The sequence below is a fragment of the Streptomyces sp. NPDC006544 genome, from assembly GCF_040611715.1.
Lineage (GTDB): Bacteria > Actinomycetota > Actinomycetes > Streptomycetales > Streptomycetaceae > Streptomyces.
Window position 1 is genome coordinate 62,972 of the sequence record NZ_JBEXOV010000012.1, and the last position, 26,698, is coordinate 89,669.

The following is a 26,698-nucleotide window of genomic DNA, read 5'->3' on the forward strand; positions in this document are numbered from 1 at the left end:
GCGCCCCCGGGCGGGTCCGGACCGTCTCTTCCCGTGGGACGACCTAGACGGCCGCCTTCCCGACCAGCAGGTCGTCGCCCGCCACGGCGACGCGGACCGTGTCCCCGTCCCTGACCCCGCCGGAGAGGATCTCCTTGGCCAGCCGGTCGCCGATCGCCGTCTGGATCAGGCGGCGCAGCGGCCGGGCACCGTACGCCGGGTCGTTGCCCTTGTCCGCCAGCCAGGCCAGGGCCTCGGGCGTGACGTCCAGGGTGAGGCGGCGCTCGGCCAGGCGCCGGGCGAGGCGGCCGATCTGGAGTTCGGCGATGTGGGCCAGCTCGGACTCGCTGAGGGCGGAGAAGACCACGAGGTCGTCGAGGCGGTTCAGGAACTCCGGCTTGAAGGAGGCCCTGACCACGTCCAGGACCCTGGCCTTCTTCTCGTCCACACCTGTGGACGGGTCCATGAGGAACTGGCTGCCCAGGTTGGAGGTCAGGATCAGGATGGTGTTGCGGAAGTCCACCGTGCGGCCCTGGCCGTCCGTGAGGCGCCCGTCGTCGAGGACCTGGAGCAGGACGTCGAAGACCTCGGGATGGGCCTTCTCCACCTCGTCCAGGAGCACCACGGAGTACGGCCGGCGCCGTACGGCCTCCGTCAGCTGACCGCCCTCCTCGTAGCCGACGTACCCGGGCGGGGCGCCGACGAGCCGGGCGACGCTGTGCTTCTCGCCGTACTCCGACATGTCGATGCGGACCATGGCCCGCTCGTCGTCGAAGAGGAAGTCGGCCAGGGCCTTGGCCAGCTCGGTCTTGCCCACGCCCGTCGGGCCGAGGAAGAGGAACGAGCCGGTCGGCCGGTCCGGGTCGGCGATGCCGGCGCGGGTGCGGCGCACGGCGTCCGAGACGGCCCGTACGGCCTCGCCCTGGCCGATCAGGCGGCGGCCCAGCTCCTCCTCCATCCGCAGGAGCTTGTGGGTCTCGCCCTCCAGCAGGCGGCCGGCCGGAATGCCGGTCCAGGCGCCGACCACGTCGGCGATGTCGTCCGGCCCGACCTCGTCCCGGACCATGCTGTCCTTCGCAGTGGCGGCCGTCTTCGAACCTGCCTTGACGGCCTCCTCCTCGGTGGCCTCCGCGAGCTCGCGCTCCAGCTCCGGGATCTCCCCGTAGAGCAGCTTCGACGCCGTGTCGAAGTCCCCGTCGCGCTGGGCCCGCTCGGCCTGGCCGCGCAGGTCGTCCAGGCGCTCCTTGAGCTCGCCGACCCGGTTGAGGGACTGCTTCTCCTTCTCCCAGCGGGCGGTGAGGCCCCGCAGGTCCTCCTCCTTGTCCGCGAGGTCCTTGCGCAGCTTCTCCAGGCGTTCGAGCGAGGCCGGGTCGGACTCGTTCTTCAGCGCCAGTTCCTCCATCCGGAGGCGGTCCACCGAGCGCTGGAGCTCGTCGATCTCCAGCGGGGAGGAGTCGATCTCCATGCGCAGCCGGGACGCCGCCTCGTCGACGAGGTCGATGGCCTTGTCGGGGAGGAAGCGGGAGGTGATGTAGCGGTCGGAGAGGGTCGCCGCGGCCACCAGCGCGCTGTCGTTGATGACGACCTTGTGGTGGGCCTCGTAGCGGCCCTTGAGCCCGCGCAGGATCGCGATCGTGTCCTCGACGCTCGGCTCCGCGACCAGCACCTGCTGGAAGCGCCGCTCCAGCGCCGGGTCCTTCTCGATCCGCTCGCGGTACTCGTCGAGCGTCGTCGCGCCGACCATCCGCAGCTCCCCGCGGGCCAGCATGGGCTTGAGCATGTTGCCCGCGTCCATGGAGGAGTCCCCGCCGGCGCCCGCGCCGACGACCGTGTGCAGCTCGTCGATGAAGGTGACGATCTGGCCGTCGCTGGCCTTGATCTCCGCGAGGACGGTCTTGAGCCGCTCCTCGAACTCGCCGCGGTACTTGGCGCCCGCGACCATCGCCCCGAGGTCGAGCGAGACGAGGCGCTTGTTCTTCAGGGACTCGGGGACGTCGCCCTTGACGATGCGCTGGGCCAGCCCCTCGACCACGGCGGTCTTGCCGACGCCGGGCTCGCCGATGAGCACCGGGTTGTTCTTCGTGCGGCGCGAGAGCACCTGGACGACGCGCCGGATCTCCTGGTCCCGGCCGATGACCGGGTCGAGCTTGCCCTCGCGGGCGGCCGCCGTGAAGTCGGTGCCGAACTTTTCCAGGGCCTTGTACTGGCCCTCGGGGTCGGGGGAGGTCACCCGCCGCCCTCCTCTTGAGGTCTCGAATGCGGACAGCAGTTTCTTCGCGGTCGCGCCCTGGGCGGAAAGGAGCTCGCCGGCCGCGCCGCCCTTGGCGGCGATGGCGATGAGCAGGTGTTCGGTGGAGAGGTACTCGTCGCCGAGCCCGCCGGCCCGCTCGTCCGCCTCGGCCAGTACGGCGAGCAGCTCGCGGGTGGGCTGCGGGGGCGCGACCGTGGAGCCCGTGACGCTGGGCAGGGCGGCCAGCAGCCGTTCCGCGCCGGCGCGGACGGCTGCCTGGTCGGCGTCGGCCGCGGCCAGCAGATCGGTGACGTTCTCGTTGTCCTCGCCGGCGAGCAGGGCCAGCAGCAGGTGCGCGGGGGTCAGCTCCGCGTGTCCGTCCTTGACGGCCCTGCTGGTGGCCGCGTTGAGCGCGTCCCGGCTCCTGTTGGTCAGCTCGGCATCCACGGGCGGCTTCTCCCTTCCGTACGGCATCGGCTACGGCGCATGCGCTTTACATGCACAACGTGCATAAAGTTGAGTCTATTCCACTCAAGGTGGCGAGACGTACCCTTCCCGCATGCCGGTTACCAGCACAGCCCATGACGTACTCAACCCGACGCCCGAGTACCTCGCCTTCTGGCGGGAGCGGCACGTCTGCACGCTGACCACCCCGCGCCCCGACGGCAGCCCGCACGTGGTGCCGGTGGGCGTGACGTACGACCCGGAGGCCGGGCTGGCACGGGTGATCAGCAACAAGAACAGCAAGAAGATCCGCAACGTCCTGGCGGCGCAGGCCGGCCCGCGGGGCGGGGCCCGGGTGGCGGTCTGCCAGATGGAGGGGCGTCGCTGGGCGACGCTGGAGGGCCGCGCGGTGATCCGCACGGACGAGGCCGCGGTCGCGGAGGCGGTACGGCGCTACGCGGAGCGCTACGGCCGCACGCCCTCGCCGAACCCGGACCGGGTGGTCATGGAGATCTCCCTGGAGCGGGCCATGGGGCGGGCGTGAGCGGAAGGCCGCGGACGGCCGGTTCGAACCTGTCCGGTTCCCCTACTGGACAGGCACATCACAACGGCGCCATCGTGGTCAGGTCCACGATGGCGCCGTTGTGTGGGGGTAGCGCCTGAGCGATCTGCGACGACGGGGGAATCGCGTCAGGCACTGCGGGGGGTGGCACTGGTTTCGGGTTCGAAGAGCTGGTGGTCACGCTGATCCAGGTTGACGAAGACCATTCCGTAGCGGATCTCGCAGCGAACGGGCTGCGGCGCGCCTCGCGGGCGACGCAGGCACCTGTAGGCGCGGACGTCTTCGTCCTCCTCGCGGACCACGACGATCGGCTGACCGAAGAGGGTGACCTTCAGCGAGTCGCCGGCATAGGGAATGGCGCTCGTGAGATCGATGAACTGCCAGCCGGACCGGTACGCGGAGGCCATTTCGCGGCGGAAGCCGCGGTCGTCGGGGGTCATCAGGAAACCTTCATGGGCGCAACGTCCCAACCGCTGTCCCCCGGACTGGCCACCAGGGGGCCGGTCGGCTGCTTCACGGCCACGCGATCCCAGCCGCTGTCCGCTTGCTTGCTCCCCGTGTCCCCGCTCGCGGCGCTTACTGCCCCAAAGACCGCAACGGCGGAGAAAACAACGGCAAGCGCCGAGCGAAGCATTTTCTTGTACATGGTCGGCTTCGTCCTCACTTGATGGAATCCTCTCCCCCGCGTGACAGACGATGGCTCATTCAGGCACGTCAGTGCCACAGGGACGATGCATCATGTTCTTACATGTTCAGGACCCTGGGGGGTGGAGATTTGCCAAGAAACGACACAAATCAGACACATCCCCACCCCGTCACGTCAATGTGCGACGAGGGAGCGCGGCTCTACGCCGTCGCTCTGAGCACCGGCCGGGTGGCCCGCGCCGAGATCGAGCACGCCCCCTGCCTGCTCGAATTCGCCCTTCTGCGGCCCGACCCGGATGACGCCAACCAGCTTCGCGCGGTTCCCCCGTCCGTCGCACTCGCACAACGGCTCCATCCGATCGAACGTGAGATCCAGGACCGTCGGCGCGTCGCCGTGGACCTCACCGACGCATTCGAGCCGTTCCTGACCATCAGTGCGCAGAGTCCGGCCAACACCCACGCCATCACCGTGCTCGAAGGCCTGGACCAGATCAACGCCGCCCTCGATCTGGCCACTGCCGAGTGTCACACGGAGATGCTCACGGTCCAGCCGGGAGGAGGCCGGTCCTCCTTCGTCCTCACGGAGGCCCTGGAGCGGGACGCGCCGCTCATCGACCGCGGCGTGAGCATCCGCACCCTCTACCAGCACACCGCGCGGCACAGCCAGGGCATCCTCGCGTACGTCGACCGCATCTCCACGGGCAAGGTGGAGGTGCGCACGCTGGAGGAACTCATCGAGCGTCTCATCGTGTTCGACCGTACCGTGGCGTTCATCCCCGCGAGCGACGACCGGCGTGTCGCACTGGAGCTGCGCCACCCCGGCCTGGTGGCCTATCTCATCAAGGTGTTCGAGCAACTGTGGCGCCGCGCCGTGCCGTTGCGCGAAGAGGTGACGTACACGCACAAGCCGGATGGTATCTCCGGCGTGCAGCGCTCCATCGCCCAACTCCTCATCGAGGGGCACGTGGACGAGGCGATCGCGCGCCGGCTCGGGATGAACGTGCGGACCTGCCGCGCCCACATCGCCAAACTGGCGACGGCGCTGGGCAGCGGCAGCCGCGCGCAGCTCGGCTTCCTCATCGCCGAGTCGGGGATCCTCAAGGAACCCGGGCGGCTGAGCGCCCTGCACCCGGACGAGCCGTAGGAAGAGCCGCGGGAGAGCCGCGAGAAAGGCCCCAGGAGGGTCCGAGGCGGGTCCGAGGAGGGTCCGAGGAGGGTCCGAGGGGCCGCAAGAGCACGAAGGCCCCGATCGCCGTGCGATCGGGGCCTTACGCCTCACTCCTGCGTCAGTCCAGCGGGCGCTTGGGACGCCAGACCACCAGCGCGTTGCCCGGCACCGGCGGCTGGTACGGGACCAGGTCCCGCCGGTACGAGGCGTGGACCTGGGCCTCGCGCTGCTGGAGGACGGCGGCGGCGCCGTCGACCGCGGCGGAGAGCTCGGCCACGCGCTGCTGGAGGGCGGCGACCTGGTTCTCCAGCTCGATGATCCGTTTGATGCCCGCCAGGTTGATGCCCTCGTCCTGGGACAGCGCCTGCACCGTGCGGAGCAGTTCGATGTCGCGGGCCGAGTAGCGCCGGCCGCGGCCGGCCGTGCGGTCCGGGGAGACCAGGCCGAGGCGGTCGTACTGGCGCAGGGTCTGCGGATGCAGGCCCGAGAGCTGGGCGGCCACCGAGATCACGTAGACCGGTGTGTCGTCGGTGAGCTGGTAGTGGCTCCTACGGCGGCCGTCCATGTCATGCTCCCTTCGCGGACTCGAACAGCGCGGCGCGCGGGTCCTCGGACTCCGTCGCGTCGCGGAACAGCTCCAGGGCCTCGCGGGCCTTGTCGTTCAGCTCGGTCGGGACCGCGACCTCCACCGTCACCAGCAGATCGCCGCGGGTGCCGTCCTTGCGGACCGCGCCCTTGCCGCGGGCCCGCATCGTGCGCCCTCCAGGGGTGCCCGGCGGCAGCTTCAGCGTCACCGAGGGGCCGTTCAAGGTCGGGACCTTGATGTCGGCTCCCAGCGCCGCCTCCGCGAACGTCACCGGAACAGTCACCGTGAGGTTGTCGTCCTTGCGGCCGAAGACCGGGTGGCCGTCGACGTGGACGACGACGTAGAGGTCGCCGGCCGGGCCGCCGCGTTCACCCGGAGCGCCCTTGCCCCGCAGCCGGATCCGCTGGGAGTCGGAGACCCCCGCCGGGATCCGGACCTGCATGGTCCGGGAGCTGCGGGCCCTGCCGCTGCCCTTGCAGATGTCGCAGGGCGTCTCGGCGATCAGGCCGCGGCCCTTGCAGTCGGCGCAGGGGTCGGTCAGCGAGAAGCCGCCGCCGCTGCCCCGGGAGACCTGGCCGGTACCGACACAGGTCGGGCACACGCGGGGCGTGCCGTTCTTGTCGCCGGTGCCCGAACAGGCCTTGCAGGGCGCCTGCGAGGACATCCGGAGCGGGACCGTGGCCCCGTCCACCGCCTCCGTGAAGGAGAGGGTGACCTCCGATTCGATGTCCTGGCCGCGGCGCGGCTGGGTCCGCGTCCCCGCACCGGGGCCGGCTCCGCCCCGGTTGAACAGGCCGCCGAAGACATCGCCCAGACCGCCGCCGAAGCCGCCGCCCGCGCCGCCGCCGGCGCCCGGCTGCGTGCCCCCGAAGAGGTCGCCGAGGTCGAAGTTGAACGAGTTGCCGCCCCCGCCCGGCCCGGGGCGGAAGCCCCCGTTGCCGAACAGGGCGCGCGCCTCGTCGTACTCCTTGCGCTTCTTGGCGTCACCGAGGATGTCGTTCGCCTCGGAGATCTCCTTGAAGCGCGCCTCGGCCGAGGCGTCGCCCTTGTTGGCGTCCGGGTGGAACTCGCGGGCGAGCTTCCGGTACGCCTTCTTGATCTCGGCCTCGGTGGCGTCCTTGGGGACACCGAGGACCTTGTAGTAGTCCTTCTCGACGAAGTCCTTCGTGCTCATCCCCGGTGTCCCTCCTCTCGTGCCTCGTGTCGCGCGGGTCCGACGTGTTCAGCGTCAGCCCTCGTCGGGGGCATCCGCGTCCTTGTCCGACGGGGCCTCGGCCTCGGCCGCCTCGGACTTCGGCGCCGTGCCCGGCTGGGGCTCGGCCACCGCGACCCGCGCGGGGCGGATCGTACGCTCGCCGATCCGGTACCCCGGCTGCAGGATCGCCACGCAGGTGTCCTCGGTGACGTCCGGCGCGTACGAGTGCATCAGGGCCTCGTGGATCGTCGGGTCGAAGGGCTCGCCCTCCTTGCCGAACTGCTGCAGGCCCATCTTGGCCGCGGCGGTCTCCAGCGATTCGGCCACCGACTTGAAGCCGCCGACCAGTTCGCCGTGCTCCCGTGCCCGGCCGATGTCGTCCAGGGTCGGGAGGAGTTCCGTCAGGAGGGACGCGACCGCGATCTCCTTGACGGCGATCCGGTCCCGCTCCACCCGGCGGCGGTAGTTCTGGTACTCCGCCTGGAGCCGCTGGAGGTCCGCGGTGCGCTCGCCGAGCGCGGTGCGGGCCTGGTCGAGCTGGGCCAGGAGAGCTGTTTCCCGGCCGGCGGTCTGTGCTGCCGCGGAGTCCCCGGCCGGGGCCGCGGCCTCCTCCTCGGAGGAAGCTGCGGCCTTCGGTTCGGCGGCGGCGTCAGGCGTGCCGTCGGCGGGGACTTCGGGCTTCTCCTCGAACCCCGGGGTCTCCTCCGACATCAGGCAGCGCCGCCCTTCGGCTTCTCGTCGTCGACGATCTCGGCATCGACGACGTCGTCGTTGGCGTCGGCGGCCTGCTGAGCACCCTCGGCGCCGGCGGCACCCTGAGCGGCCTGGGCGTCGGCGTAGATCGCCTGGCCGAGCTTCTGGCTGACGGCGGCGAGCTTCTCGGTCGCGGTGCGGATCTCGGCGGTGTCCTCGCCCTTGAGCTTTTCCTTCAGCTCGGCGATGGACGCCTCGACCTCGTCCTTGACGTCGGCCGGGACCTTGTCCTCGTTGTCCTTGACGAACTTCTCCGTCTGGTAGACGAGCTGCTCGCCCTGGTTGCGGGACTCGGCCGCCTCCTTGCGGCGGGAGTCCTCGTCCGCGTACTGCTCCGCCTCCTGGCGCATGCGGTCGACCTCGTCCTTGGCGAGCGAGGAGCCGCCGGTGACGGTCATCTTCTGCTCCTTGCCCGTGCCGAGGTCCTTGGCCGTGACGTGCATGATGCCGTTCGCGTCGATGTCGAAGGAGACCTCGATCTGCGGGATGCCACGGGGGGCCGGCGGCAGGCCGGTCAGCTCGAACATGCCGAGCTTCTTGTTGTACGCCGCGATCTCGCGCTCGCCCTGGTAGACCTGGATCTGCACGGACGGCTGGTTGTCCTCGGCCGTCGTGAAGATCTCGGACCGCTTGGTCGGGATCGTGGTGTTGCGCTCGATGAGCTTGGTCATGATGCCGCCCTTGGTTTCGATACCGAGGGACAGCGGGGTCACGTCGAGGAGCAGGACGTCCTTGACCTCACCCTTGAGGACACCGGCCTGGAGGGTGGCGCCGAGGGCGACGACCTCGTCCGGGTTGACGCCCTTGTTCGCGTCCTGACCGCCGGTGAGCTCCTTGACGAGCTCGGCGACGGCCGGCATGCGGGTGGAGCCGCCGACCAGGACCACGTGGTCGATCTCGGACAGCTGGATGCCGGCGTCCTTGATGACGTTGTGGAACGGGTTCTTGCAGCGGTCGAGCAGGTCCGCGGTCAGCTGCTGGAACTGGGCGCGCGTGAGCTTCTCGTCCAGGTGCAGCGGGCCCTCGGCGGAAGCCGTGATGTAGGGCAGGTTGATCGAGGTCTCCGTGGAGGAGGACAGCTCGATCTTCGCCTTCTCGGCGGCCTCGCGCAGGCGCTGGAGCGCCATCTTGTCCTTGGACAGGTCGACGCCGTGGCCGTTCTGGAACTGCTTCACCAGGTAGTCGACGACGCGCTGGTCCCAGTCGTCGCCACCGAGGTGGTTGTCACCGTTGGTGGCCTTGACCTCGACGACGCCGTCGCCGATCTCGAGGAGCGACACGTCGAAGGTGCCGCCACCGAGGTCGAAGACGAGGATCGTCTGGTCGTCCTTGTCGAGACCGTAGGCCAGGGCCGCGGCGGTCGGCTCGTTGACGATGCGCAGGACGTTGAGGCCCGCGATCTCACCGGCTTCCTTCGTCGCCTGACGCTCGGAGTCGTTGAAGTAGGCCGGGACGGTGATGACCGCGTCCGTGACCTTCTCGCCCAGGTACGCCTCGGCGTCGCGCTTGAGCTTCTGCAGGATGAAGGCGCTCATCTGCTGCGGGTTGAAGTCCTTGCCATCCAGGTTGATCTTCCAGTCAGTGCCCATGTGGCGCTTGACGGAGCGGATGGTGCGGTCCACGTTCGTGACCGCCTGGCGCTTGGCCACCTCGCCGACGAGGACCTCGCCGTTCTTGGCGAAGGCGACGACGGACGGCGTGGTCCTGGCGCCCTCGGCGTTGGTGATGACGGTGGGCTCGCCGCCTTCCAGAACGCTGACGACGGAGTTAGTGGTGCCCAGGTCGATGCCGACCGCACGTGCCATTTTGATTCCTCCAGCTGACTTGAGTGGAACAGACTCAAGAGTGCACCACACCGGAGGCTTCGTCAACAGAGCTGAGCCGAGGGGGCTCAACTCTTACGCTCCCCTTACGCTCACTCCAGGCTTCGGCGCCCCCGCCCCGGCGCCCTCCCCCGCCCTCCACCCTTCCCCTTCACGGGGCCGAGCGGGCGATGCCCGCCGGTCACCACCGCGCGGCACCGCCACCGGGGCGGCGGGCGTACGGCAACGTGCGGGCATGCCGTCGCTCACGCAGCACCTCCCGCTCCGTGTCCCCGCCCCGCCCCCGGCCAAACGGATCCTCGACCTCGCCGGGGCGGTGCTCCTGCTCGGGGTGCTCCTCGTACCGATGCTGCTGATCGCCGGGCTGCTGTACGCGGCCCAGGGCGCACGCGTGCTCGTACGGGAACAGGCGGCCGGAGCCGGCGGGCGGCCGTACGGGGCCTGGCGGTTCCGGGTCGGCAAGGGCTGGGCCGGGGCGGCCCTGGAGCGGTGCGCGCTGGACGGCCTGCCGCAGCTGCTCAACGTCGCACGGGGGGAGATGTCGCTGGTCGGGCCGCGCCCGCAGCCCCGTACGGACCGGCCCGAGCGGCTCCTCGTACGGCCCGGGATGACGGGGCTGTGGCAGGTGAGCGCGCGCTCGGACCTACCGTGGGAGGAGATGCACCTGCTGGACCGGCACTACGTGGAGAACCACTGGCTGGGGATGGACCTGGCGATCCTCGCGCAGACCCCTCGGGCGGCCTGGCGGCACAGGCGGCCGTGAGGCCGGGGCGGCGAGCCGGGGGCGAGCGACGCAGATCACCGCGCGCTCGGCTACATTGCGGCGTCGGGACTGGGTAACCTCAAGCCTTGACTGGATAAGTTACCGCTTAGTAAGTCCCGCCCGAGGAGCCCTCCCATGCAACTCGCCGCGATCATCGTGTCGCTGGTCCTGACCGTGGTCGGCGTCGCGCTGCTCGCACGAGCCGTGGCGCAGATCTACCGCTTCGTGAAGCTCGGACAGCCCGTACCGGCCGGCAGCCGCACGGACGATCCGAAAGCACGAACGCTCACCCTGGTCCGGGAGTTCCTCGGCCACAGCCGGATGAACCGCTGGGGCCTCGTCGGCTTCGCGCACTGGTTCGTCGCCATCGGCTTCCTCACCCTGCCGCCGACGCTGCTGCAGGCGTACGGACAGCTCTTCGAGGCCGACTGGGTACTGCCGGTCATCGGCGGCTTCCTGCCGTTCGAGCTCTACATCGAGTTCATCGGCCTGATGACCGTGCTCGGCATCGTCATCCTGATGGGGATCCGCCTCGCGTCGCTGCCCTCGCGGGCCGGCCGCAAGTCGCGCTTCACCGGCTCCAAGGCCTGGCAGGCGTACTTCGTCGAGTACGTCATCCTCACCATCGGCCTCGCGATCCTGTGCCTGCGCGGCCTCGAGGGCGCGATCCACCACGTGGACTCCTACGAGCCGGCGTACTTCGTCTCGTACCCGCTGGTCCTGGCCTTCAAGGGGCTCTCGGCGAGCGCGCTGCAGAACGCCATCTACTTCACCGCGATGATCAAGATCGGCACGTCGCTGATCTGGATGATCGTGGTCTCGCTCAACACCAACATGGGTGTCGCCTGGCACCGCTTCCTCGGCTTCCCGAACATCTGGTTCAAGCGGAACGCGGACGGCGCGGTCGCGCTCGGCGCGCTCCAGCCCATGACCAGCGGCGGCAAGGTCATCGACTTCGAAGACCCGGGCGAGGACGACGTCTTCGGCGTCTCGCAGGTCGAGCAGTTCTCGTGGAAGGGCATCCTCGACTTCTCCACGTGCACGGAGTGCGGTCGCTGCCAGTCGCAGTGCCCGGCCTGGAACACCGGCAAGCCGCTGTCCCCGAAGCTCCTGATCATGTCCCTGCGCGACCACGCGCACGCCAAGGCCCCGTACCTGCTCGCGGGCGGCGGCAAGGACATGGAGGGCAACGAGAAGGCCACGCCCGAGCAGTTGGCGAACGTGCCCGCTTCCGCCCTCGCGGAGGCCGAGCGCCCGCTGATCGGCACCGCCGAGGAGAACGGCGTCATCGACCCGGACGTGCTGTGGTCGTGCACGAGCTGTGGTGCGTGCGTCGAGCAGTGCCCGGTGGACATCGAGCACATCGACCACATCGTCGACATGCGGCGCTACCAGGTGATGATCGAGAGCGCGTTCCCGTCGGAGGCGGGCACGATGCTCAAGAACCTGGAGAAGAAGGGCAACCCCTGGGGCCTCGCGAAGAAGCAGCGGGTCGAGTGGACCAAGGAGGTGGACTTCGAGGTCCCGATCATCGGCAAGGACGCGGAGGACCTCTCCGAGTTCGACTACCTCTACTGGGTCGGCTGCGCCGGCGCCCTGGAGGACCGGGCCAAGAAGACCACCAAGGCCTTCGCGGAGCTGCTGAACATCGCGGGCGTCAAGTTCGCGATCATGGGCGGCGACGAGAAGTGCACCGGTGACTCGCCGCGCCGCCTGGGCAACGAGCCGCTGTTCCAGCAGCTCGGCCAGGAGAACGTGGCCATGCTGAACATGGCGTTCGGCGAGGACGACGACGACCCGGCGACGAAGAAGCCGAAGTCGGCGAAGCGGATCGTCTCGACCTGCCCGCACTGCTTCAACACGATCGCGAACGAGTACCCGCAGCTGGGCGGCGAGTACGAGGTCATCCACCACACGCAGCTGCTCCAGCACCTGATCGACGAGGGCCGGCTCACCCCGGTCACCCCGGTCGAGGGTCTGATCACGTACCACGACCCGTGCTACCTCGGCCGCCACAACAAGGTCTACACGCCGCCGCGCGAGATCATGTCGGCCGTGCCGGGCCTGCGGCAGCAGGAGATGCACCGCCACAAGGAGCGGGGCTTCTGCTGCGGCGCCGGTGGCGCGCGGATGTGGATGGAGGAGCGGATCGGCAAGCGCATCAACAACGAGCGCGTCGACGAGGCCCTGTCCCTGAACCCGGACATCGTCTCGACGGCCTGCCCGTTCTGCCTGGTGATGCTGACCGACTCGGTGAACGGCAAGAAGAACGACGGCCAGGCGAAGGAACACGTCCAGGTGGTGGACGTGGCGCAGCTGCTGCTGGAGTCGGTGAAGCTGCCGGAGCCGGTGGTGGCGGAGGAAGAGCCGGAGGAAGAGCCGGAGGCGGTGGCTGCGAAGCCGGTGGCGGAGCCCGACCCGGTGGCCGCGAAGCCGGTGACTGAGCCCGAGCCGGTGGCCGCGAAGCCGGTGACTGAGGCGAAGCCCGCCGCTGAGGCGGCGAAGCCGGTGACTGAGGCTCCGGTCGAAGCGGAGGCGAAGCCGGTGGCCGAGGCGCCTGCGCCGGAGGCGGACGCCGAGGCGAAGTAGCCCGCGCGGCGAAACGCCGGAACGGCCCGTCCCCCCTGGGGACGGGCCGTTCCGTTGTCCGGGGTCCGGGGCGGAGCCACGGTTTGGGGATGGGGGGGGGTGGGGAATCCGCCCCGCGCAGCGGCACCGAAGCCCCACGCCCGCCGCCTAATCCCCTCCCCCGGCCCGCGGCCCGCCTATGCCCCGGTCAGGACGGGCGGCGGTGACGGGGATGGCGGCGGGGACAGGGACAGCGCCCACGAAGCCATGGCCCCCTGACCCCCTCCCCTCGGCTCCCCGCGGACGCACCGCCGCCCCGTACCCCACCCCGAGATGGCCCTCCAGGTACCCCCTAGGGGATGTCACAGGTCAGCCGCAAAGGCTGCCACTTCGGGCACCCCGGCCACCGCGCCGCTCCGGAGCGGGTACTTTCGATCACGTGGCTGGATTCAGGATCGGACGCGGCCGGGACAACAACCGCACCCCGCAACAACCCCCGCGGCAGCAGCCGTACGGTCAGCAGCAGGCGCCCCACCAGGGGCCGCAGGCACCCGCACCGTACGGCCAGCAGCCCTACGCTCCCCAGCAGTGGCCCCAGCAGGCCGCCGCCGGGGACCACGGCGAGCCCGAGTACTTCGACCCGCACGGTGGCCACGGCCCCGGGCAGGGTCCGGGGTACGGGCACGGCCCGGGACCCGGTGCCGGGAACCCGAGCGACGCCCCGGGGTACACCCAGGCCTTCGCCATCGGCGAGGACCCGTACCCGTACAACCAGGGCGCCACGTACCAGGCGGGCGCGGCCCAGGCCGCCGCCCCCACCGGTCCGCGGCTGCCCTGGAAGGAACTGCTGCGCGGCATCGTCATGCGGCCGGGGCCGACCTTCCTGCAGATGCGCGACTACGCCGTCTGGGGGCCGGCGCTGACCGTGACCTTCCTCTACGGCCTGCTCGCCGTCTTCGGCCTCGACGACGCCCGCAAGGACGTCATCAACGCGACCCTCTCGAAGGCCGTCCCGATCGTGCTGTCGGCGGGCGTGGCCTTCGTGATCTGCGGCCTGATCCTCGGCGCCGTCACGCACACCCTGGCCCGCCAGCTGGGCGGTGACGGGGCCTGGCAGCCGACGGTGGGACTGTCGATGCTGGTGATGACCCTGACGGACGTCCCGCGCCTGCTGTTCGCGATGTTCCTGGGCGGCGACAACATGCTCGTACAGGTGCTGGGCTGGGCCACCTGGGTGGCGGCCGGCGCCCTCCTCACCTCGCTGGTCGCCACCTCGCACGACCTGCGGTGGCCGAAGGCCCTGGGCGCCTCGGCGATCCAGCTGGTCGCCCTGCTGTCGATCATCAAGCTGGGCACGATCTAGCGCACGAGCACGGGCACGTGCACGCGCACGCGCACCGGCGCACGTCGTCCGAAACGAAGAGGGCCCGCCGCGCTTGCGCGCGGCGGGCCCCACTCGTACACGTCTCTCTCGTGCACGACGCTCAGGCGTCGAGAACCTGTCCCTCACGCTTGACGACGGGCGGTTCGACCGACCAGGGGAAGTTGATCCACTCGTCGGTCTTCTTCCACACGTACTCGCACTTCACGAGCGACTGCGACTTCTCGTAGATCACGGCCGAGCGGACCTCGGCGACGTGCCCGAGACAGAAGTCGTGCACCAGCTTCAGCGTCTTGCCGGTGTCGGCGACGTCGTCGGCGATCAGGACCTTCTTGTCGGTGAAGTCGATCGCCTCGGGGACGGGCGCCAGCATGACCGGCATCTCCAAGGTCGTCCCCACACCGGTGTAGAACTCGACGTTCACCAGGTGGATGTTCTTGCAGTCCAGGGCGTACGCCAGGCCGCCCGCCACGAAGACTCCGCCACGGGCGATGCTCAGGATGACGTCGGGCTCGTAGCCGTCGTCGGCGATGGTCTGCGCCAGCTCGCGCACGGCGCGGCCGAAGCCCTCGTAGTCCAGGTTCTCGCGCACTCCGTCGCTCATGCCTCGTGCCTCACCTGGGTGCGGTGGAAGTTCTGGAAGGACCGCGAGGCCGTCGGGCCGCGCTGGTGCTGGTACCGCGATTCGTACCGCTCGCTCCCGTACGGGAACTCCGCGGGCGAGCTGAGCCGGAACATGCACAGCTGCCCGATCTTCATACCAGGCCAGAGCTTGATCGGCAGCGTGGCGAGGTTCGACAGCTCGAGGGTCACGTGCCCGGAGAACCCGGGATCGATGAAACCGGCGGTCGAGTGCGTCACCAGGCCGAGGCGGCCCAGGCTGGACTTCCCCTCCAGCCTGGAGGCGATGTCCTCGGGCAGCGAGATGACCTCGTACGTCGAGGCGAGCACGAACTCGCCCGGGTGGAGAATGAACGCCTCGTCCCCCTCCGGCTCGACCATCCGGGTCAGATCCGGCTGCTCGGTGGCGGGGTCGATGTGGGCGTAGCGGTGATTCTCGAACACCCGGAAGAACCGGTCGAGACGTACATCGATGCTGGAGGGCTGCACCATCGACTCGTCGAAGGGGTCGATGCGAACCCGTCCGCTGTCGATCTCGGCCCGGATGTCTTTGTCAGAGAGAAGCACGTCCCGAGGATACGCAGAGCGCGGGGACCGCCCCAATCGAGGCGGTCCCCGCGCGCCGGTGTCTACCGTTTCGCCGCCGCCCCCACGGGCACGGCGTGCCGCAACCGCGCGCAGCGCGGACACCGCAACAGCCGTCCCGGCCCGATCCGGCCGGCACCGAGGTGCTGCAGCGGGAACGAAGCGGTGCTGAATACGTGCCCTTCGGCACAACGGACGACGGTGTGCTCCATCGAGTCCCTTTCCCCAAACAGCCGTACTGCGATGAATCGCCACATTAGGGGATGAACAAGACCCACTCCAGCCGCCGCTCCGCACGCACAAGGTACGCCCCAACTCCCGCTCCCACGACCCTCCGTGCACCACACACGCGACCACGCGCCCAGGGTGAATTCACCGGGGGGCGATCATGGGGTAGGGTGAGAAACGATACGGATCCAGGCAGCTGGACAGCCGTGCGGATGTAGTTTAATGGTAGAACATGAGCTTCCCAAGCTTATAGCGCGGGTTCGATTCCCGTCATCCGCTCTTGCAAGAAGGCCCAGGTCAACGACCTGGGCCTTCTTTGTTGTCTAGACCTCTCAGACCCTTCCATGCCCTCCGCGTGCCCTAACTCGCAGAAACGCCCCGCCCGGAGGGCCTTTCGCGCACCACGTGCACCGCTCGGACGCGAAGTCGCCTCGGATCGCGAGACACATTTCATGTGACCCACGCCACACGGTCGCCTGGATTCGCCTGTTCGCAACCCTGAAGGCAGCCCTCAACCACACCGTCCGCACGGCGAAGTTGGCGACGGCGCAACGCCCCCTCCGCCCCTCCGAATGCCACCGAAGGCACTCCCCGTCGAAGCGTCGGCGGGCTCGCCCCGATTCGACAGATGATCACGAGTGGTGACAAGCGGGTGACGCGTTGTCAGTGGCGAGTGCTTTCATGGATTCGGTGCGCAGGGAGGCGCATCGCGACTGGTGGGGGGATACAGCTGTGCCCTGGATCAATGACTACTTCCGAGCAGACGGCACCCGGGTCAAAGGCCACGTCCGGCTACCTGCCGGGGCACGGCGGGAGACCGCGACGCTCGGCCTGATCGTCGCCGGAGTGATCGTCTTCGGGAACGGAACAACATCCGCGGGGGCCGGAACAGGCTCGGGTCAGGAGTTACCCAGGCCGCAGTCGACGGTGGTCACCCGATCAAGTGGCCGGCCTGGGAGAACCAGCAGGCGCCGCTGCCGCAGCCCACGGTCTCGTATCCGATTGTCTTCCCCAGCGCAGGGAGCGGCCGGTGACTCGCCGTCCCGCTCGACGTCGGCCAAACCGAGGCAGTCGGCCACGTAGGCAGGCGTTCCGACTTCCAGTTCTTCTTAGTGCTCGGCCTGGTCGGTGTTTGGGCATCCGGCTTCCTCTTGGCGGTGCAGGCCTGGTTGGCCGATCACCCCTGGGTCCTCGCACTCCCGGTCGCAGCTCTAGCGAGCGCGATTGCCGTGGGGATGTACCTGCAGAAGGAGCGTGCCCGTCGGGAGGCCACTCGAGCCCAGGGGCTCCGGTATGTAGTGGAACACCTGGACGGCCTTCAATACACCCAGTTTGAATACGCCGTGCGAGACCTTCTACGTCCTGAACGGCACCGGCCGCCAGGTGCATAACGGTGACGTGCTGGTCATGCTCACCAACGGCCGCTTCTCCCGGCCCGCCCTCGACTTCGCCAAGTCCCAGCGCCTCCACCTCGTCGACCGCCACCTCCTCGCCCAATGGGCCAGCGGCTCCCGCCCACTGTGGGAACTCCTTCGCGCCGTCCCACCACCCCGGAGACCGAGTTCGCTCTCGTGAGGCGCCTGAACCACCTCACAGGAGGCTCCGGCCCGTGCCCGAGGTAGGCCAGACAGCTCCCTGCAACACCGCTTCAGCCAGTCCGGCACCGCAGGGTGCGCAGCGCGTCGTCACGGGCGTTCGAACGTGCCTTGGTGAACGGAACCGGCGGCCCAGACGCTGGCGTGTCCTGAGTGACCCCGAGAGAGGACCACGACCTTGACCGTGCCGACCGTAACCGCGGCCCCGCCGACGCTTCCGTTACCGCCGGCAACCGCAACCCGGCCCGGCTACCGCGACCGCGTTCGTGCCCGCTACACCGCAGCCGCCGAAGAACGCATCGACAGAGGACGCAACGCTGCCGCCGAACTTGGGTGCAGCAATTCCGTGCCGTGGGATGACATTCGGGCGGTCTACATCCGGCCACTCCGTTCGCCCTGGAAGTCATTTACGACCGTGATCGGCAGCATCGTGAGTGGGGCGATCGTGGCAGCGGTCGTTATCGGATACGTGGGGATCGTGCTGGTGGCTGCCCTGCTGTACTTCAGCAAGGAGAATCGGGCCGAGGCCGCGAAGACCACCCCCACAGCGCAGGAGGCTGCAGCGGTTGCGGCCACGGACGATGGATTCACGCGCCAGGACAAGAAGCAGCTCGAGTTCTTCGGCGTTGGTGTTGTGTGTGCGGTCTTCGTGGCTGCGAGCCTGCGCGGCTCCAGAGACCGCCGGGAACTCGCCGGCAGGACCGCGTACCGATGGCCGGTTTGCCCATGCTCCCGCCACCACGCGTTGGCCCGGCCGTAGGGCGTGAAGCCCTCGGGGCGCGACGCAGGGGCCGGCGCCGGCCTGGAGACTCCGAGCGCCTACACCGGCCCCATGCAACCTGCTTCATGCCCCAGCCGCGCTCTCCTGCGACCGGACGAGACTGGCATTACGTCGTTCGGTTCGATGCAGGTCCGGGGATCACAGTTCGTGGATCATCGATGTCAACTGTGATCTCGAACCCCGAGGTTGAGCTAAAGGTGGCCAGGTCTCCGGACAGCCGGATCCGATCAAATGGATTGGATTCCGTGAAGAAGATCGCCCAGATCAGCGCACGGTCAACAGCCAACCGCGCAATGAACCCCTCTGATCCGTACGAGCCCTCGCCGCCCCAAAGCAGCCCTCTACTCCCCAGGTCCACTGCCGCCAGCCCATCGACCGAAGACACCCACGACGGATCGCTCTCCAGGATCTCATCCAAGTCGAACGGGGCGAGCACCCTCAAACCGCCCGGCGCGTCGGAGTCAAGGTCAACATCATAGGAGTGCCCGTCTGCAAAATGCAGGGCATCCCTGATGGGAAGCTCAAAATCAGCCCATAGGCGTTCGATCGCGGTCATTTTGGCTTGCACTTTCCGTTGCGCACGTGCTGTGGCCTCTCCTGCAGTCCCGTCGGGGGGACCGGCTCGCCTAGTTCATTTCTGTTCCGCCCAGAATTCATGCGCCTTCTGAATTGCTCCGCCCATGTCCGTCCGGTTGTCGAATCGGGGTGAATCGCATTCGGGTCGACTCGCTCGATGATTACCGGCCTCCCTACTTCGCGCGCCGCATCAAGCCGCCGGTTGTCGTATGACACCAGCTGGCCGTCCACCTCCATGACCTTCAAGGCTGTTCCAGGGCGTTGCCAATCCCACTCCCCGGAGCGCATCTTCTCCACGTAGTCGTTCGGAGAAACGGTGCGCTGGGAAAAGTTCAGATCTTCGGGATTTGCCCATTCCGGCTCCCCGGCAAGCCCAAGGTGGTCGGCCCAGCTGTGTGGATTACGAACATACGCCACCGCGTTGGGCGCTGGGACCAACCCAAGCGGGTCCGGTGTGGCGTAACGGGCGGTTTCTGGATCGTAGTACCGAAAGTAGTTGTAGTTGAGGCCGGTTTCCTCGTCCGCGTACTGACCGGGGAAGCGGAGCGGGCAGTCCACCCCGCCCTCTGAATCGGGGAGGGGGGTGCCCCAGAGGGTAGTTCGGGATTGCCAGGCGAGGGCACCGTCGGGGGTGACCAGTTCGATGGGCGTGCCGACCAGGTCCGTGACGATCGCGAGGAATCGGGCGTCGAATTCGGACTGGGGGGTGGTGTCGGCGAGGTCGAGTATCGAATTGGCGGTATCGGTCCGAGCCTCGAGCCTCTGACGTGTCGATTGGGATATCGGGCGGTGGGTATCCGGCGCGTAGTCCCACGTCGTCGCCGTGCCGTCCGAGGCGAACTGCTCGGCCAGCTGGGTACTGTCCCAGGTGAAGGTGAGGGGAGTGCCGTCCGGGCCGGTTTTGGATATGCGGCGGCCCAAGGGGTCGTAGGCGTACGTCCATTCCTCGCCACTCGGGGTGGCGGACTTGGTGAGGCGGTTCTCCGGGTTCCAGGTGTAGGTCCATGTACGGGTCTGGCCGTTGAGGAGCCTGCGGGTCTTGCGGATCAGACGACCGGCGGCGTCGTGTTCGTAGGTGGTGCGGCCCGCCCGGCGGATGAGGGCGCCCTCGTAGGCCCGGGCTCCGGACGAGGGGTGGTGCGGTGCTTCGGCGTGGGTTTGGTTGCCCGTGGAGTCATAGGCGTACTTCTCGCTCCAGCCGTGTGCCTGAACGCCCGTCACCCTGCCCGCGGGATCCAGCGCGAAACGTCGCGTCCCGGTCGTGAGCTCCCGGATCTCGGTGAGGTAGCCGTCGGGGCGGTAGGCGTAGGTGCGGTGCTGGAAGATGCGGTCCGTTTCGGACTGGTAGCGGGTGGCGAGGGTTTGCGTGGTGAGGCGGTCTCCCCTGTCCCAGGTCTGCGTGAGGGTGGTGGCGTCGCCGATGCGTCGTTCGGTCTCGCGGCCGGCGGCGTCGTAAGCGAAGGCAATGGTTCCGCCGGCGCTGCTCAGCCGGGTAGGGCGACCCGCGGGGTCGTGGATCCACTCCGAGCACAGGCCGGAAGGGGTGGTGCGCTGGGTGCGGCGGCCCATGGCGTCGTACGTGTAAGCGCTGATGCGTCCGTTGACCGTTTCCGAGACGACACGGCCGACCGCGTCGTGCTCCCTGGTCAGTTCCGTGTCCGCGTTCTCCGCGCGGAGCAGGGCGCCGCTCGCGCCGTACGAATAGGTCGTGACGGCGCCGGTGGTCTCGTCGTGCTGGGTGACCATGCGCCCGAGCGCGTCGAGTGTGTAGCTCAGCCTTTCGCCCAGCGCGTTCGTCTGGGCCGTGAGACGGCCCGCCGCGTCTCGTTCGTAGCTGCGTACGGCCCCATTGAAGTCTGTTTCAGCGACCAGACGGCCTGCCGCATCGTACGTGTAATGCCACCGCTTCCCCTGGGGGTTGGTGACCTTGATCAGGCGCAGCTCGGTGTCGTACGCGAAGGAGTACTGCGCGCCGTCGGGGTCGGTCCTCGTGGCGGGCTGGTCGAAGTAGGTGTAGGTGTAGGTGGTGGTATGTCCGGCCTCATCCGTGTGGAGCACGAGGTTGCCTTCGGTGTCCCACTGCCACACCTCGCGTGCGCCGTCCGGCCCCTCACGCCAGGCGGGCATCCCCTCGATCGTCCAGCCGTGACGCGTGGTTTGGCCCAGCGCGTTGGTGACGGCGGTGACCTGGCCGTGCGGACCCCGGCGCATAGAAGTGGTGCGCCCCACAGGATCGGTCGTCTCGACCGGGAGACCCGCCGCGTCCGTGGTGATGTTGGTGGTGTGGCCCAGCGGGTCCGTGATGGAGGTCAGATGGCCCGACCTGTTGTAGCCGTAGCGCGTGACGGCGCCGCTGGGGTCGGTGGTGGAGGTGTGGGCCCCACGGTCGTCATACGTGTGGTGCCACACTGCCCCGCCCGGTTGGCGGGTCTCCAGCGGCAGGCCATGGTCGTCGTAGACGGTCCCGGCCACGGTGCCGTCGGGCCGCTCGACGGCGATCAGCCGATCCCCGTCGTCGTAACGGTAGCGCGTGGTGCGCCCCAGGGGGTCGGTGACGGCGATGGGGTGCCGGTTGCTCTCATCCCACTCTGTGTGGGTGGTGTTCCCCAGCGGGTCGATGTACGTGATGATCTTGTACGCCTCGTTGCAGACGTAGGCGCTGGTGTTGCCCTGTGAGTCGGTGTACCGGGTGATGCGGTCGGCCGCGTCGTAGTGCATCCGACCCGACAGGATGCCGTCCGGACCGATGCCGCGCAGGACACGGCCCCGGTGGTCGTAGACATAGCCGTACGTCGAGCCGTTGCGGTCCGTCCACGACGTCACACGGTGTTCCTCGTCGTACCGGTAACGCAGTGCCTTGCCGGTCGAGTTGAAAACCTCGATCAGATTGCCCGCGGGGTCGTACCCGTAAGAGGTGAGGGTGGTGCTGTGCTCGCGCTGTTCGCCGTGCAGGAGACGCAGGGCTGTGACCCGTAGCAGCTTGGGGTCGGTGTCTACGGCGATAAGGTAGCCGCCGGAGTGGGTGATCTCCTTCGGCGCTCCCTGAGCGTCGTAGGCGATGTCGATGCGGTCGCCGTCGCCCGTCCGGTCGGTGATCGCCGTCAGAGCCAGCTCACGGCCGCCCACTGGCAGCGGGGCGAAGTGGAGGGTGCGATTCCGATCCGGGACAACGATACGGAAGGCGCCGTCGGGCTTGCCGTCCCAGTACAGCGGCCAACGGGGACCGGAGGTGGGCAACGTCGCCACATCGGGCGTCGGCACCGGATACGTCAGCAGCATGCCGCCGTCCGTGATGTAGACGACACCCGCCCCGTCGATCTCCAGACGCTGGTCCAGCGTGCCCGCCCAGGTGGGGCCGAACCACCCCCCGCACGGATGCCCCGACACGTAGTGCCGCTCCAGGACCACCGGCAGGGCGCCGGGCAGGGTGGCATCGATGGCGGACATGACCATCTCGCCGGTCGCCACGTCGATCGGCTCGCCGGCCGTGGGGCGCTCCTCGTTCGGCGTGGTGTTCCTGTCCGGATCGCTTTCCGTCCGCGCCCGGGCGCTGCCGTCCCGGCGCAGGCCTAGCTCCCGCTTACTCAGACGCTGCGCGGCGCTCTTGGCGGCGGAGGCGCCCCGCCGCATGGCGCCGGTGCCGCCGCTGGCGAGGGCCAGGAGGAGTTCGGGGGTGAGCTGCCCGGCCGCGCGGGCGGGGTTTCGCTGCCATTCGTCCCAGTTGACGACGGCTTTGGCAAACTCCTGGGGGTGCTGGACGGCATAGGAGGCGCCGTCCACCATCCCCGCCAGGTGCAGACCGGCGCCGTCAGGCCCGTCGCGGACGAGGTCGTCGAAACCCTCGTACCAGCCGCGCATGGTGTCGCCCGCGCCGCCGAAGAAATCACCGAGCCCCTTCTCGAACTTGTCCCACCCCTTGCGGGGCGGGGGCTTGTCAGGGGCTTTCTCCGCCGCTGTGTCAAGTTGCCGCTTGGCCGAGTCGATGACGGTCTGGAGTTCGCTCTCCAGCTTGTCCAAGCGGTCGTAACAGTCCTTCAACGCGCCGAGGCCGGGATCGTCGTCCGGCGGACGCTCCGGCAGCGGATCATCTTTACGATCCAAGGCGGCGTTGTAGTCCGTGACACGGTTCCAGTAGTTTTTGGAGGTCGCCCGTGCCTCGTCCGCGTCGTCGATGATCGGCCTGAGACGCGTGTGAACCGAGCGCAGTTTGTACGCGTAGGAGTCCAGCGCCTTCCCGGAGGCCTCGAAGTACTTCTGCGCGGACTCCAGTTCCTGGGGAAGCTTCTTCGTCGCGTCCTTGAACCCCTCCGCGCCGGCCCCGGTCCAGTCCATCAAGGACAGGTCGACCAGCTTGTCCATTCCGTCCTGGAACGCGCCTGCATAGGCCAGGAGTTTGAGGGCGAGATCATCGACGTCCATAGAGTTGCCGTAAATGACGTCGCTGGGCTTGGCATGGGGAGGTATGCGCTCGACTCCACCGCCCTCCATCGCATCGCGGCTCGTCATATGACCGGCCCCTTCGACTTCGACCCGCCGTCGACCTCCCAGCCGCCGTCGACCCGCAGGCGGGGGCGCTGGGGCACGTCCTGGTAATTGCCGGTGTCGCCGTCGTCCAGCCACGGCTCCTGATAGATCTCTGGCGGCGGATCGAACTTCGGCCTGGACCCTTCCTGCCACGCCTTCATGCCTTGTTCGCCGAACGGCAGCTTGGCAATGTTGGCCGCGGTCGGCGAGAAGTCCTTGATACGCAGCAGATCGGCCAGCACGTAGGCGGCGAGGACCTCCCGGAGCGTCGCCACCACCGTGTCCGTGTGCTCAGCCACTCGCCCCATGCCGAAGCCCCATGCCGAGAGCATCTTCTCGGTCGAAGATCGAATTTCGAAATCGGCCGAGTTCGCGATCTGCGCCGACATCGCGCTCCAGTCACGCTTGATCTGGTGCGCGGCCACCACGGACTCCTCCAGCGGCGTCAGCACCTTGCGCACCGAGGCGATCTCGATCTTGTAGCCGTCACCCGGTGCCACACCCGGCTCTCCCGTGTCAGGCTCCGCCATTGCGCTCCCCCTGCGTGTCCGTGGCCTTGAGTGCTTCCGCGTCCAGCACGAACGTCCGCGGACCCAGCGGATCCACCAACGCGCGCACGCCCTCGGGCAGTAGATCCACCAAGTCCGCGACTGTCGTAGACGCCCACCCGCAGGGCCCGGCGAACAGCCCGAGTGCTTCACAGGAGGTGAAGACCGGCACCACCGGGCCCCCCTCCGTCTCAGAGACCAAAAAGCCGGGTTCGTCCGGGCGTTGGAAGTACAGGCGCGCAGAGTGCATCGCGGCCAGCCGCTCGGAAGGAGACATCGACGCGACCATTTCGTCGCGTATCAGATCACGCAGCGACATGCGCCCCCTCAGTCCGCTCGCGCTATCACTGGCTGACAACTTACGGGGAATTATCGTACACGTGTGCAATCTCTCTTGGCTCTATTCCCTGTTGGCACTCCATGTCGTGGCGTCGGCGGAGTGTGGACAAGGTTGCGGGCGCTCGTACGGGCAGGACCTCCGGGCGGCGTGAAGCGGGGCGACGCGAACCCCAACACCGGAACGATTTGGCCACCCCACCCCGCCCATCAGCCCGTTGAGTCGGGTGGGCGCGTGCACACCCATGGCCCACGAGGGCGCCCCGGGCGCCCTCACCGGCCCAGTGGAGCCCCTGCCTCCACATGCGTGGACGACCGAGGACGGAAGGCGAGATCGCGCCAGCCCGATGACTTGAGTCGATGCCGCTTGCACCCGCAACGCACCTTCGCGCACGCCAACAACGAGGGCTACGACGCGTACCGTGTCGTAGCCCTCGGGGCGCTGAAGCTACGTGAATGCCCAGCGCCTCAGGCGGTCACGTTGAACGCGCGGTAGAGCGCGTAGAGGATGGCCGGCAGCGCTCCGACCAGACCCGAGACGGCCAGAATGACCGCGGGAAGTCGCCGGGTGCTGCGCAGCGACCTGACCAGATAGCCCACCAGTGCGAAGTAGGCCAGCGTGACGATCACGCCGGCGAGCAACCCCACCGACGAAGTCGTGAAGTACATGACAGAGCGACTCTCCTAACGTCCGATTGCCCAGTCCAGATGTGCATCAGTCGAATCCCGCCCTCCCCCATACCGAGGCCCAAGTGGTCTACGGACAGGGCTATCCCGCGAAGGAGGTCCCGCGCATCGGCCATCGTCGCCTCGGGGTTGTCCTTGGAGAGGGCGTCCAAAACGGCCACCGCTCGATCCGCGCCCAGGGCCACCAGCCTGCGCATGCTTTCCTCGCTACGATGCCGAGCTTTCTCGTCGTAATAGTTCTCCAGGATTTCGAGGAACAGTTCGCCACCGGCGTAGGCGGCGAAGCGCTGGAATCGCTGCGCAAGAGCGAAGTCTCCGAGCAGGAGCGATTCTTGGGCAACATCCTCCAAGGCGTTCACCAACGGCCTGCCCTTGCCGTACCCAGTTCTGCCGAAGGCAGGACCCATGATGCGCAGCACCGCATCGATGCGCTCCAGCACGCTCGGGTGCTCAGTGAGCTCCCGAGCCCCGCTGACCATCTGCCAGAGCGTGAACCCGGAACGGAATGTCGTCATGCGGTGACCTTAGAAAGAGGCACTGACAACGACGCCGAGTTGAGTGGATCGTGGCCGGAGTGGCTCGATCAAACGAGTCTCCGCAGGGTGGGGCACCCTCCGCGCTCTGTGCCCAGCCGTGACCCTGGAAGCGGTGAACAGCAGCCCCAGGTCCGAGGCCTGAGGTTCCGCCGTTCTCTCGATCTGACGTCTCGCCCGTCAGGAGGCGGTCACCGACGCACCTGCACGCCACCCAAGGGGCGTGCCACTACGTGCCAGTAGAGGCGGCGAACAGCCGGCCCAGGTCAGCGACCTGGGCCTTCTTCGTTCCCTAGACCTTTCTCGGCGTCGCGCACCGCAGGCGCGCCATCTGCGCCCGCATCACCTCGTGAATGTCCGAGGTGATGCGTCAGGAGGTCCGCGAAGCGCGGCAGGCCGGCTTTCGCGAGTCGGGCGACAGCATCAGCGATCGTGACGGGCGGGTTGCGCTTCTCTCCGGCGAGCCTGATCACCGTCTGCGCCACCTCGTGCGGCAACTCGCCGTACAGCCCGCACAGATAGGAATCCGGGTCGATCACCCGCACTCCCTGCTCGGCCAAGTCACCGGCAGGAAAGTCGGCGAGGTTCCACGTGATCAGGGCGTCCGCCCGTGCGGCCACCGCTGCCGCCGCATGGTGCCGATCGTCGGGGTCATTGCCCGGCATTTCATCCACGAGGTGCCCGTAGGCCGCCGCCGGGATCTCACCGTCGGCGAAGAAGCGTCGAACGGCCTGGGTCACCGCGGTAGCCGACTCCGCCGAACGCCTTCCCTCCCGGACGATGACCCGCTCCCACTCCGCGAGCAGGCGTTCGGACCACACGATTTCGTGGACGAAGTCCTCCGTGAGGGCCAGCATCACGTCCATCACCGAGAACGGAAACAAGACGTTGGTGTCCACGAAGACCCGCGCCGCCACGCTCCTCCTCCACCTTCACAGCTACCGGTGACACCCACGTCAGTACGGCAGGTCGGAGCCCTCCAAAGCGTCAGCGATCTGACGCCGCCCTTCCCTGCGGCGCTCACGCTGCTGCTGGAACGCCAGCACGTCCGCAAGGCGGACCATGCGGTGACTGCTGCCGGGAAGGTTCGTCGAGAGGATGTCACCGGCGTCCAGCAAGCGGGCGACGAACGGCCGGGACAGGCCCAGGAGCTCAGCCGCCTCATTAGGCGACAACTGCACCTCGGACGCCAGGACCGTCACCGCATGCCCGCGCGCCAGCTCACCGGCCGAGGCCAGAAGGACGCGGACCAACTCCCTCGGCAGTGTCAGTTCACCGCCGTCCGGGGTGCGCACCAGGAGCTCGACCGAGTCCGGCGCCATCCGAGCAGCAGCAGCGAGCGCGCCCTGGTGCGAGGGGTTCGGTTCAACCTTCCCAGCACGGGCAAGGACGCTGGAACGAGCCATGGCCGCCTCCAATCACTGACTCGGCGAGAGTGCATCTGAAATAACTGTAACCTGGCCCTCCAGCGTGGGCACCCGTTGAGAGGATGCGCCTTGGCTGCGCCCGCCGGAGGGATCCGCCCCCGCCTTCTCGGCTCTGCCGGGCCGCCGGTCCGGCGAAGCCCCCGGAGCGGACACGTAGCCG

General features: G+C 68.5%; 23 protein-coding genes and 1 tRNA gene. 8 read left to right on the top strand and 16 right to left on the bottom strand.

Going from position 1 to position 26,698, the window contains the following annotated elements:
- Positions 1-43: 43 nt before the first annotated feature.
- Entirely contained in the window at positions 44-2,656 is a 2,613-nt protein-coding gene (gene clpB, locus ABZY44_RS08630; RefSeq protein WP_356651329.1) for an ATP-dependent chaperone ClpB, read from the bottom strand.
- A gap of 112 nt (positions 2,657-2,768) precedes the next feature.
- Here clpB and ABZY44_RS08635 point away from each other — a divergent pair, with 112 nt between their 5' ends.
- Positions 2,769-3,197 (top strand): TIGR03618 family F420-dependent PPOX class oxidoreductase, encoded by a 429-nt coding sequence (locus ABZY44_RS08635; RefSeq protein WP_356651331.1) that lies wholly within the window; start codon positions 2,769-2,771, stop codon positions 3,195-3,197.
- Between the two features lie 146 nt (positions 3,198-3,343).
- On the opposite strand, the gene ABZY44_RS08640 is transcribed toward ABZY44_RS08635, so the two are convergent.
- A complete protein-coding gene (locus ABZY44_RS08640) occupies positions 3,344-3,655 on the bottom strand; it encodes a (2Fe-2S)-binding protein (RefSeq protein WP_356651333.1) in 312 nt (103 codons plus the stop codon).
- 308 nt (positions 3,656-3,963) lie between these two features.
- Between ABZY44_RS08640 and ABZY44_RS08645 the strand changes: the two genes are divergently transcribed.
- Positions 3,964-5,004 (top strand): helix-turn-helix transcriptional regulator, encoded by a 1,041-nt coding sequence (locus ABZY44_RS08645; RefSeq protein ID WP_356651335.1) that lies wholly within the window; start codon positions 3,964-3,966, stop codon positions 5,002-5,004.
- Between the two features lie 142 nt (positions 5,005-5,146).
- Here the strand turns inward: ABZY44_RS08645 and ABZY44_RS08650 are convergent, their stop codons facing one another.
- The 4 genes from ABZY44_RS08650 to dnaK are packed head-to-tail and all read right to left on the bottom strand — an operon-like array spanning position 5,147 to position 9,367.
- Positions 5,147-5,593: a helix-turn-helix domain-containing protein gene (locus ABZY44_RS08650; protein ID WP_215031169.1), complete on the bottom strand. Its 447-nt coding sequence runs from the start codon at positions 5,591-5,593 to the stop codon at positions 5,147-5,149.
- A gap of 1 nt (position 5,594) precedes the next feature.
- A complete protein-coding gene (gene dnaJ, locus ABZY44_RS08655) occupies positions 5,595-6,788 on the bottom strand; it encodes a molecular chaperone DnaJ (RefSeq protein ID WP_356651337.1) in 1,194 nt (397 codons plus the stop codon).
- A 54-nt stretch (positions 6,789-6,842) separates the two neighbouring features.
- On the bottom strand, positions 6,843-7,520 hold the full coding sequence (gene grpE, locus ABZY44_RS08660) for a nucleotide exchange factor GrpE (RefSeq protein ID WP_356651339.1): 678 nt from the start codon (positions 7,518-7,520) through the stop codon (positions 6,843-6,845).
- The gene (dnaK, locus tag ABZY44_RS08665) at positions 7,520-9,367 is read right to left on the bottom strand and encodes a molecular chaperone DnaK (RefSeq protein WP_356651341.1); all 1,848 of its coding nucleotides are present in this window, start codon (positions 9,365-9,367) and stop codon (positions 7,520-7,522) included. Before dnaK ends, grpE begins: the two co-directional genes overlap by 1 nt.
- Before the next feature lie 253 nt (positions 9,368-9,620).
- Here dnaK and ABZY44_RS08670 point away from each other — a divergent pair, with 253 nt between their 5' ends.
- The 3 genes from ABZY44_RS08670 to ABZY44_RS08680 all read left to right on the top strand — a co-directional run bounded on the left by ABZY44_RS08670 (position 9,621) and on the right by ABZY44_RS08680 (position 14,079).
- The gene (locus ABZY44_RS08670; protein WP_356651343.1) at positions 9,621-10,148 is read left to right on the top strand and encodes a sugar transferase; all 528 of its coding nucleotides are present in this window, start codon (positions 9,621-9,623) and stop codon (positions 10,146-10,148) included.
- 135 nt (positions 10,149-10,283) lie between these two features.
- Positions 10,284-12,737, top strand: a complete 2,454-nt coding sequence (locus tag ABZY44_RS08675) for a (Fe-S)-binding protein (protein ID WP_356651345.1) — start codon at positions 10,284-10,286, stop codon at positions 12,735-12,737.
- 418 nt (positions 12,738-13,155) lie between these two features.
- A complete protein-coding gene (locus ABZY44_RS08680; RefSeq protein WP_356651347.1) occupies positions 13,156-14,079 on the top strand; it encodes a Yip1 family protein in 924 nt (307 codons plus the stop codon).
- Positions 14,080-14,200: 121 nt separating this feature from the next.
- On the opposite strand, the gene ABZY44_RS08685 is transcribed toward ABZY44_RS08680, so the two are convergent.
- The gene (locus ABZY44_RS08685; RefSeq protein ID WP_356651349.1) at positions 14,201-14,701 is read right to left on the bottom strand and encodes a phosphoribosyltransferase; all 501 of its coding nucleotides are present in this window, start codon (positions 14,699-14,701) and stop codon (positions 14,201-14,203) included.
- The gene (dcd, locus tag ABZY44_RS08690; protein WP_356651351.1) at positions 14,698-15,285 is read right to left on the bottom strand and encodes a dCTP deaminase; all 588 of its coding nucleotides are present in this window, start codon (positions 15,283-15,285) and stop codon (positions 14,698-14,700) included. The genes ABZY44_RS08685 and dcd overlap by 4 nt, the downstream gene beginning before the upstream one ends.
- A gap of 454 nt (positions 15,286-15,739) precedes the next feature.
- Here dcd and ABZY44_RS08695 point away from each other — a divergent pair.
- The 3 genes from ABZY44_RS08695 to ABZY44_RS08705 all read left to right on the top strand — a co-directional run bounded on the left by ABZY44_RS08695 (position 15,740) and on the right by ABZY44_RS08705 (position 17,886).
- A tRNA-Gly gene (locus ABZY44_RS08695) sits at positions 15,740-15,810 on the top strand.
- A gap of 1,053 nt (positions 15,811-16,863) precedes the next feature.
- Positions 16,864-17,106, top strand: a complete 243-nt coding sequence (locus ABZY44_RS08700) for a restriction endonuclease (protein ID WP_356651353.1) — start codon at positions 16,864-16,866, stop codon at positions 17,104-17,106.
- 198 nt (positions 17,107-17,304) lie between these two features.
- On the top strand, positions 17,305-17,886 hold the full coding sequence (locus ABZY44_RS08705; RefSeq protein ID WP_356651355.1) for a hypothetical protein: 582 nt from the start codon (positions 17,305-17,307) through the stop codon (positions 17,884-17,886).
- 127 nt (positions 17,887-18,013) lie between these two features.
- On the opposite strand, the gene ABZY44_RS08710 is transcribed toward ABZY44_RS08705, so the two are convergent.
- The 8 genes from ABZY44_RS08710 to ABZY44_RS08745 form a co-directional block, all read right to left on the bottom strand.
- Complete coding sequence (locus ABZY44_RS08710) at positions 18,014-18,463, bottom strand: hypothetical protein (RefSeq protein ID WP_356651357.1); 450 nt, start codon at positions 18,461-18,463, stop codon at positions 18,014-18,016.
- Positions 18,460-22,989 (bottom strand): DUF6531 domain-containing protein, encoded by a 4,530-nt coding sequence (locus tag ABZY44_RS08715; protein ID WP_356651359.1) that lies wholly within the window; start codon positions 22,987-22,989, stop codon positions 18,460-18,462. Before ABZY44_RS08715 ends, ABZY44_RS08710 begins: the two co-directional genes overlap by 4 nt.
- Positions 22,986-23,537, bottom strand: coding sequence for a hypothetical protein (locus ABZY44_RS08720; RefSeq protein WP_356651361.1), 552 nt, complete (start codon positions 23,535-23,537; stop codon positions 22,986-22,988). Before ABZY44_RS08720 ends, ABZY44_RS08715 begins: the two co-directional genes overlap by 4 nt.
- Complete coding sequence (locus ABZY44_RS08725; RefSeq protein ID WP_356651363.1) at positions 23,524-23,874, bottom strand: SseB family protein; 351 nt, start codon at positions 23,872-23,874, stop codon at positions 23,524-23,526. The genes ABZY44_RS08720 and ABZY44_RS08725 overlap by 14 nt, the downstream gene beginning before the upstream one ends.
- 485 nt (positions 23,875-24,359) lie before the next feature.
- Positions 24,360-24,560: a hypothetical protein gene (locus ABZY44_RS08730; RefSeq protein WP_356651365.1), complete on the bottom strand. Its 201-nt coding sequence runs from the start codon at positions 24,558-24,560 to the stop codon at positions 24,360-24,362.
- Positions 24,518-25,093, bottom strand: coding sequence for a hypothetical protein (locus tag ABZY44_RS08735; RefSeq protein ID WP_356651367.1), 576 nt, complete (start codon positions 25,091-25,093; stop codon positions 24,518-24,520). The genes ABZY44_RS08730 and ABZY44_RS08735 overlap by 43 nt, the downstream gene beginning before the upstream one ends.
- 284 nt (positions 25,094-25,377) lie before the next feature.
- A complete protein-coding gene (locus ABZY44_RS08740) occupies positions 25,378-26,028 on the bottom strand; it encodes a PIN domain-containing protein (RefSeq protein ID WP_356651369.1) in 651 nt (216 codons plus the stop codon).
- 39 nt (positions 26,029-26,067) lie between these two features.
- Positions 26,068-26,517 (bottom strand): helix-turn-helix domain-containing protein, encoded by a 450-nt coding sequence (locus ABZY44_RS08745; protein WP_356651371.1) that lies wholly within the window; start codon positions 26,515-26,517, stop codon positions 26,068-26,070.
- Between the last annotated feature and the right edge of the window lie 181 nt (positions 26,518-26,698).

Excerpts from the sequence above, each read along its gene's own strand:
- ABZY44_RS08720 (WP_356651361.1), bottom strand. The coding sequence starts at position 23,537 with ATGGCGGAGCCTGACACGGGAGAGCCGGGTGTGGCACCGGGTGACGGC.
- ABZY44_RS08715 (WP_356651359.1), bottom strand. The coding sequence starts at position 22,989 with ATGACGAGCCGCGATGCGATGGAGGGCGGTGGAGTCGAGCGCATACCT.
- grpE (WP_356651339.1), bottom strand. The coding sequence starts at position 7,520 with ATGTCGGAGGAGACCCCGGGGTTCGAGGAGAAGCCCGAAGTCCCCGCC.
- ABZY44_RS08730 (WP_356651365.1), bottom strand. The coding sequence starts at position 24,560 with ATGTACTTCACGACTTCGTCGGTGGGGTTGCTCGCCGGCGTGATCGTC.
- ABZY44_RS08670 (WP_356651343.1), top strand. The coding sequence starts at position 9,621 with ATGCCGTCGCTCACGCAGCACCTCCCGCTCCGTGTCCCCGCCCCGCCC.
- ABZY44_RS08640 (WP_356651333.1), bottom strand. The coding sequence starts at position 3,655 with ATGACCCCCGACGACCGCGGCTTCCGCCGCGAAATGGCCTCCGCGTAC.
- ABZY44_RS08735 (WP_356651367.1), bottom strand. The coding sequence starts at position 25,093 with ATGACGACATTCCGTTCCGGGTTCACGCTCTGGCAGATGGTCAGCGGG.
- ABZY44_RS08725 (WP_356651363.1), bottom strand. The coding sequence starts at position 23,874 with ATGTCGCTGCGTGATCTGATACGCGACGAAATGGTCGCGTCGATGTCT.
- ABZY44_RS08685 (WP_356651349.1), bottom strand. The coding sequence starts at position 14,701 with ATGAGCGACGGAGTGCGCGAGAACCTGGACTACGAGGGCTTCGGCCGC.
- ABZY44_RS08645 (WP_356651335.1), top strand. The coding sequence starts at position 3,964 with ATGTTCAGGACCCTGGGGGGTGGAGATTTGCCAAGAAACGACACAAAT.
- dnaJ (WP_356651337.1), bottom strand. The coding sequence starts at position 6,788 with ATGAGCACGAAGGACTTCGTCGAGAAGGACTACTACAAGGTCCTCGGT.
- ABZY44_RS08675 (WP_356651345.1), top strand. The coding sequence starts at position 10,284 with ATGCAACTCGCCGCGATCATCGTGTCGCTGGTCCTGACCGTGGTCGGC.
- ABZY44_RS08710 (WP_356651357.1), bottom strand. The coding sequence starts at position 18,463 with ATGACCGCGATCGAACGCCTATGGGCTGATTTTGAGCTTCCCATCAGG.
- ABZY44_RS08635 (WP_356651331.1), top strand. The coding sequence starts at position 2,769 with ATGCCGGTTACCAGCACAGCCCATGACGTACTCAACCCGACGCCCGAG.
- dnaK (WP_356651341.1), bottom strand. The coding sequence starts at position 9,367 with ATGGCACGTGCGGTCGGCATCGACCTGGGCACCACTAACTCCGTCGTC.
- ABZY44_RS08650 (WP_215031169.1), bottom strand. The coding sequence starts at position 5,593 with ATGGACGGCCGCCGTAGGAGCCACTACCAGCTCACCGACGACACACCG.
- ABZY44_RS08745 (WP_356651371.1), bottom strand. The coding sequence starts at position 26,517 with ATGGCTCGTTCCAGCGTCCTTGCCCGTGCTGGGAAGGTTGAACCGAAC.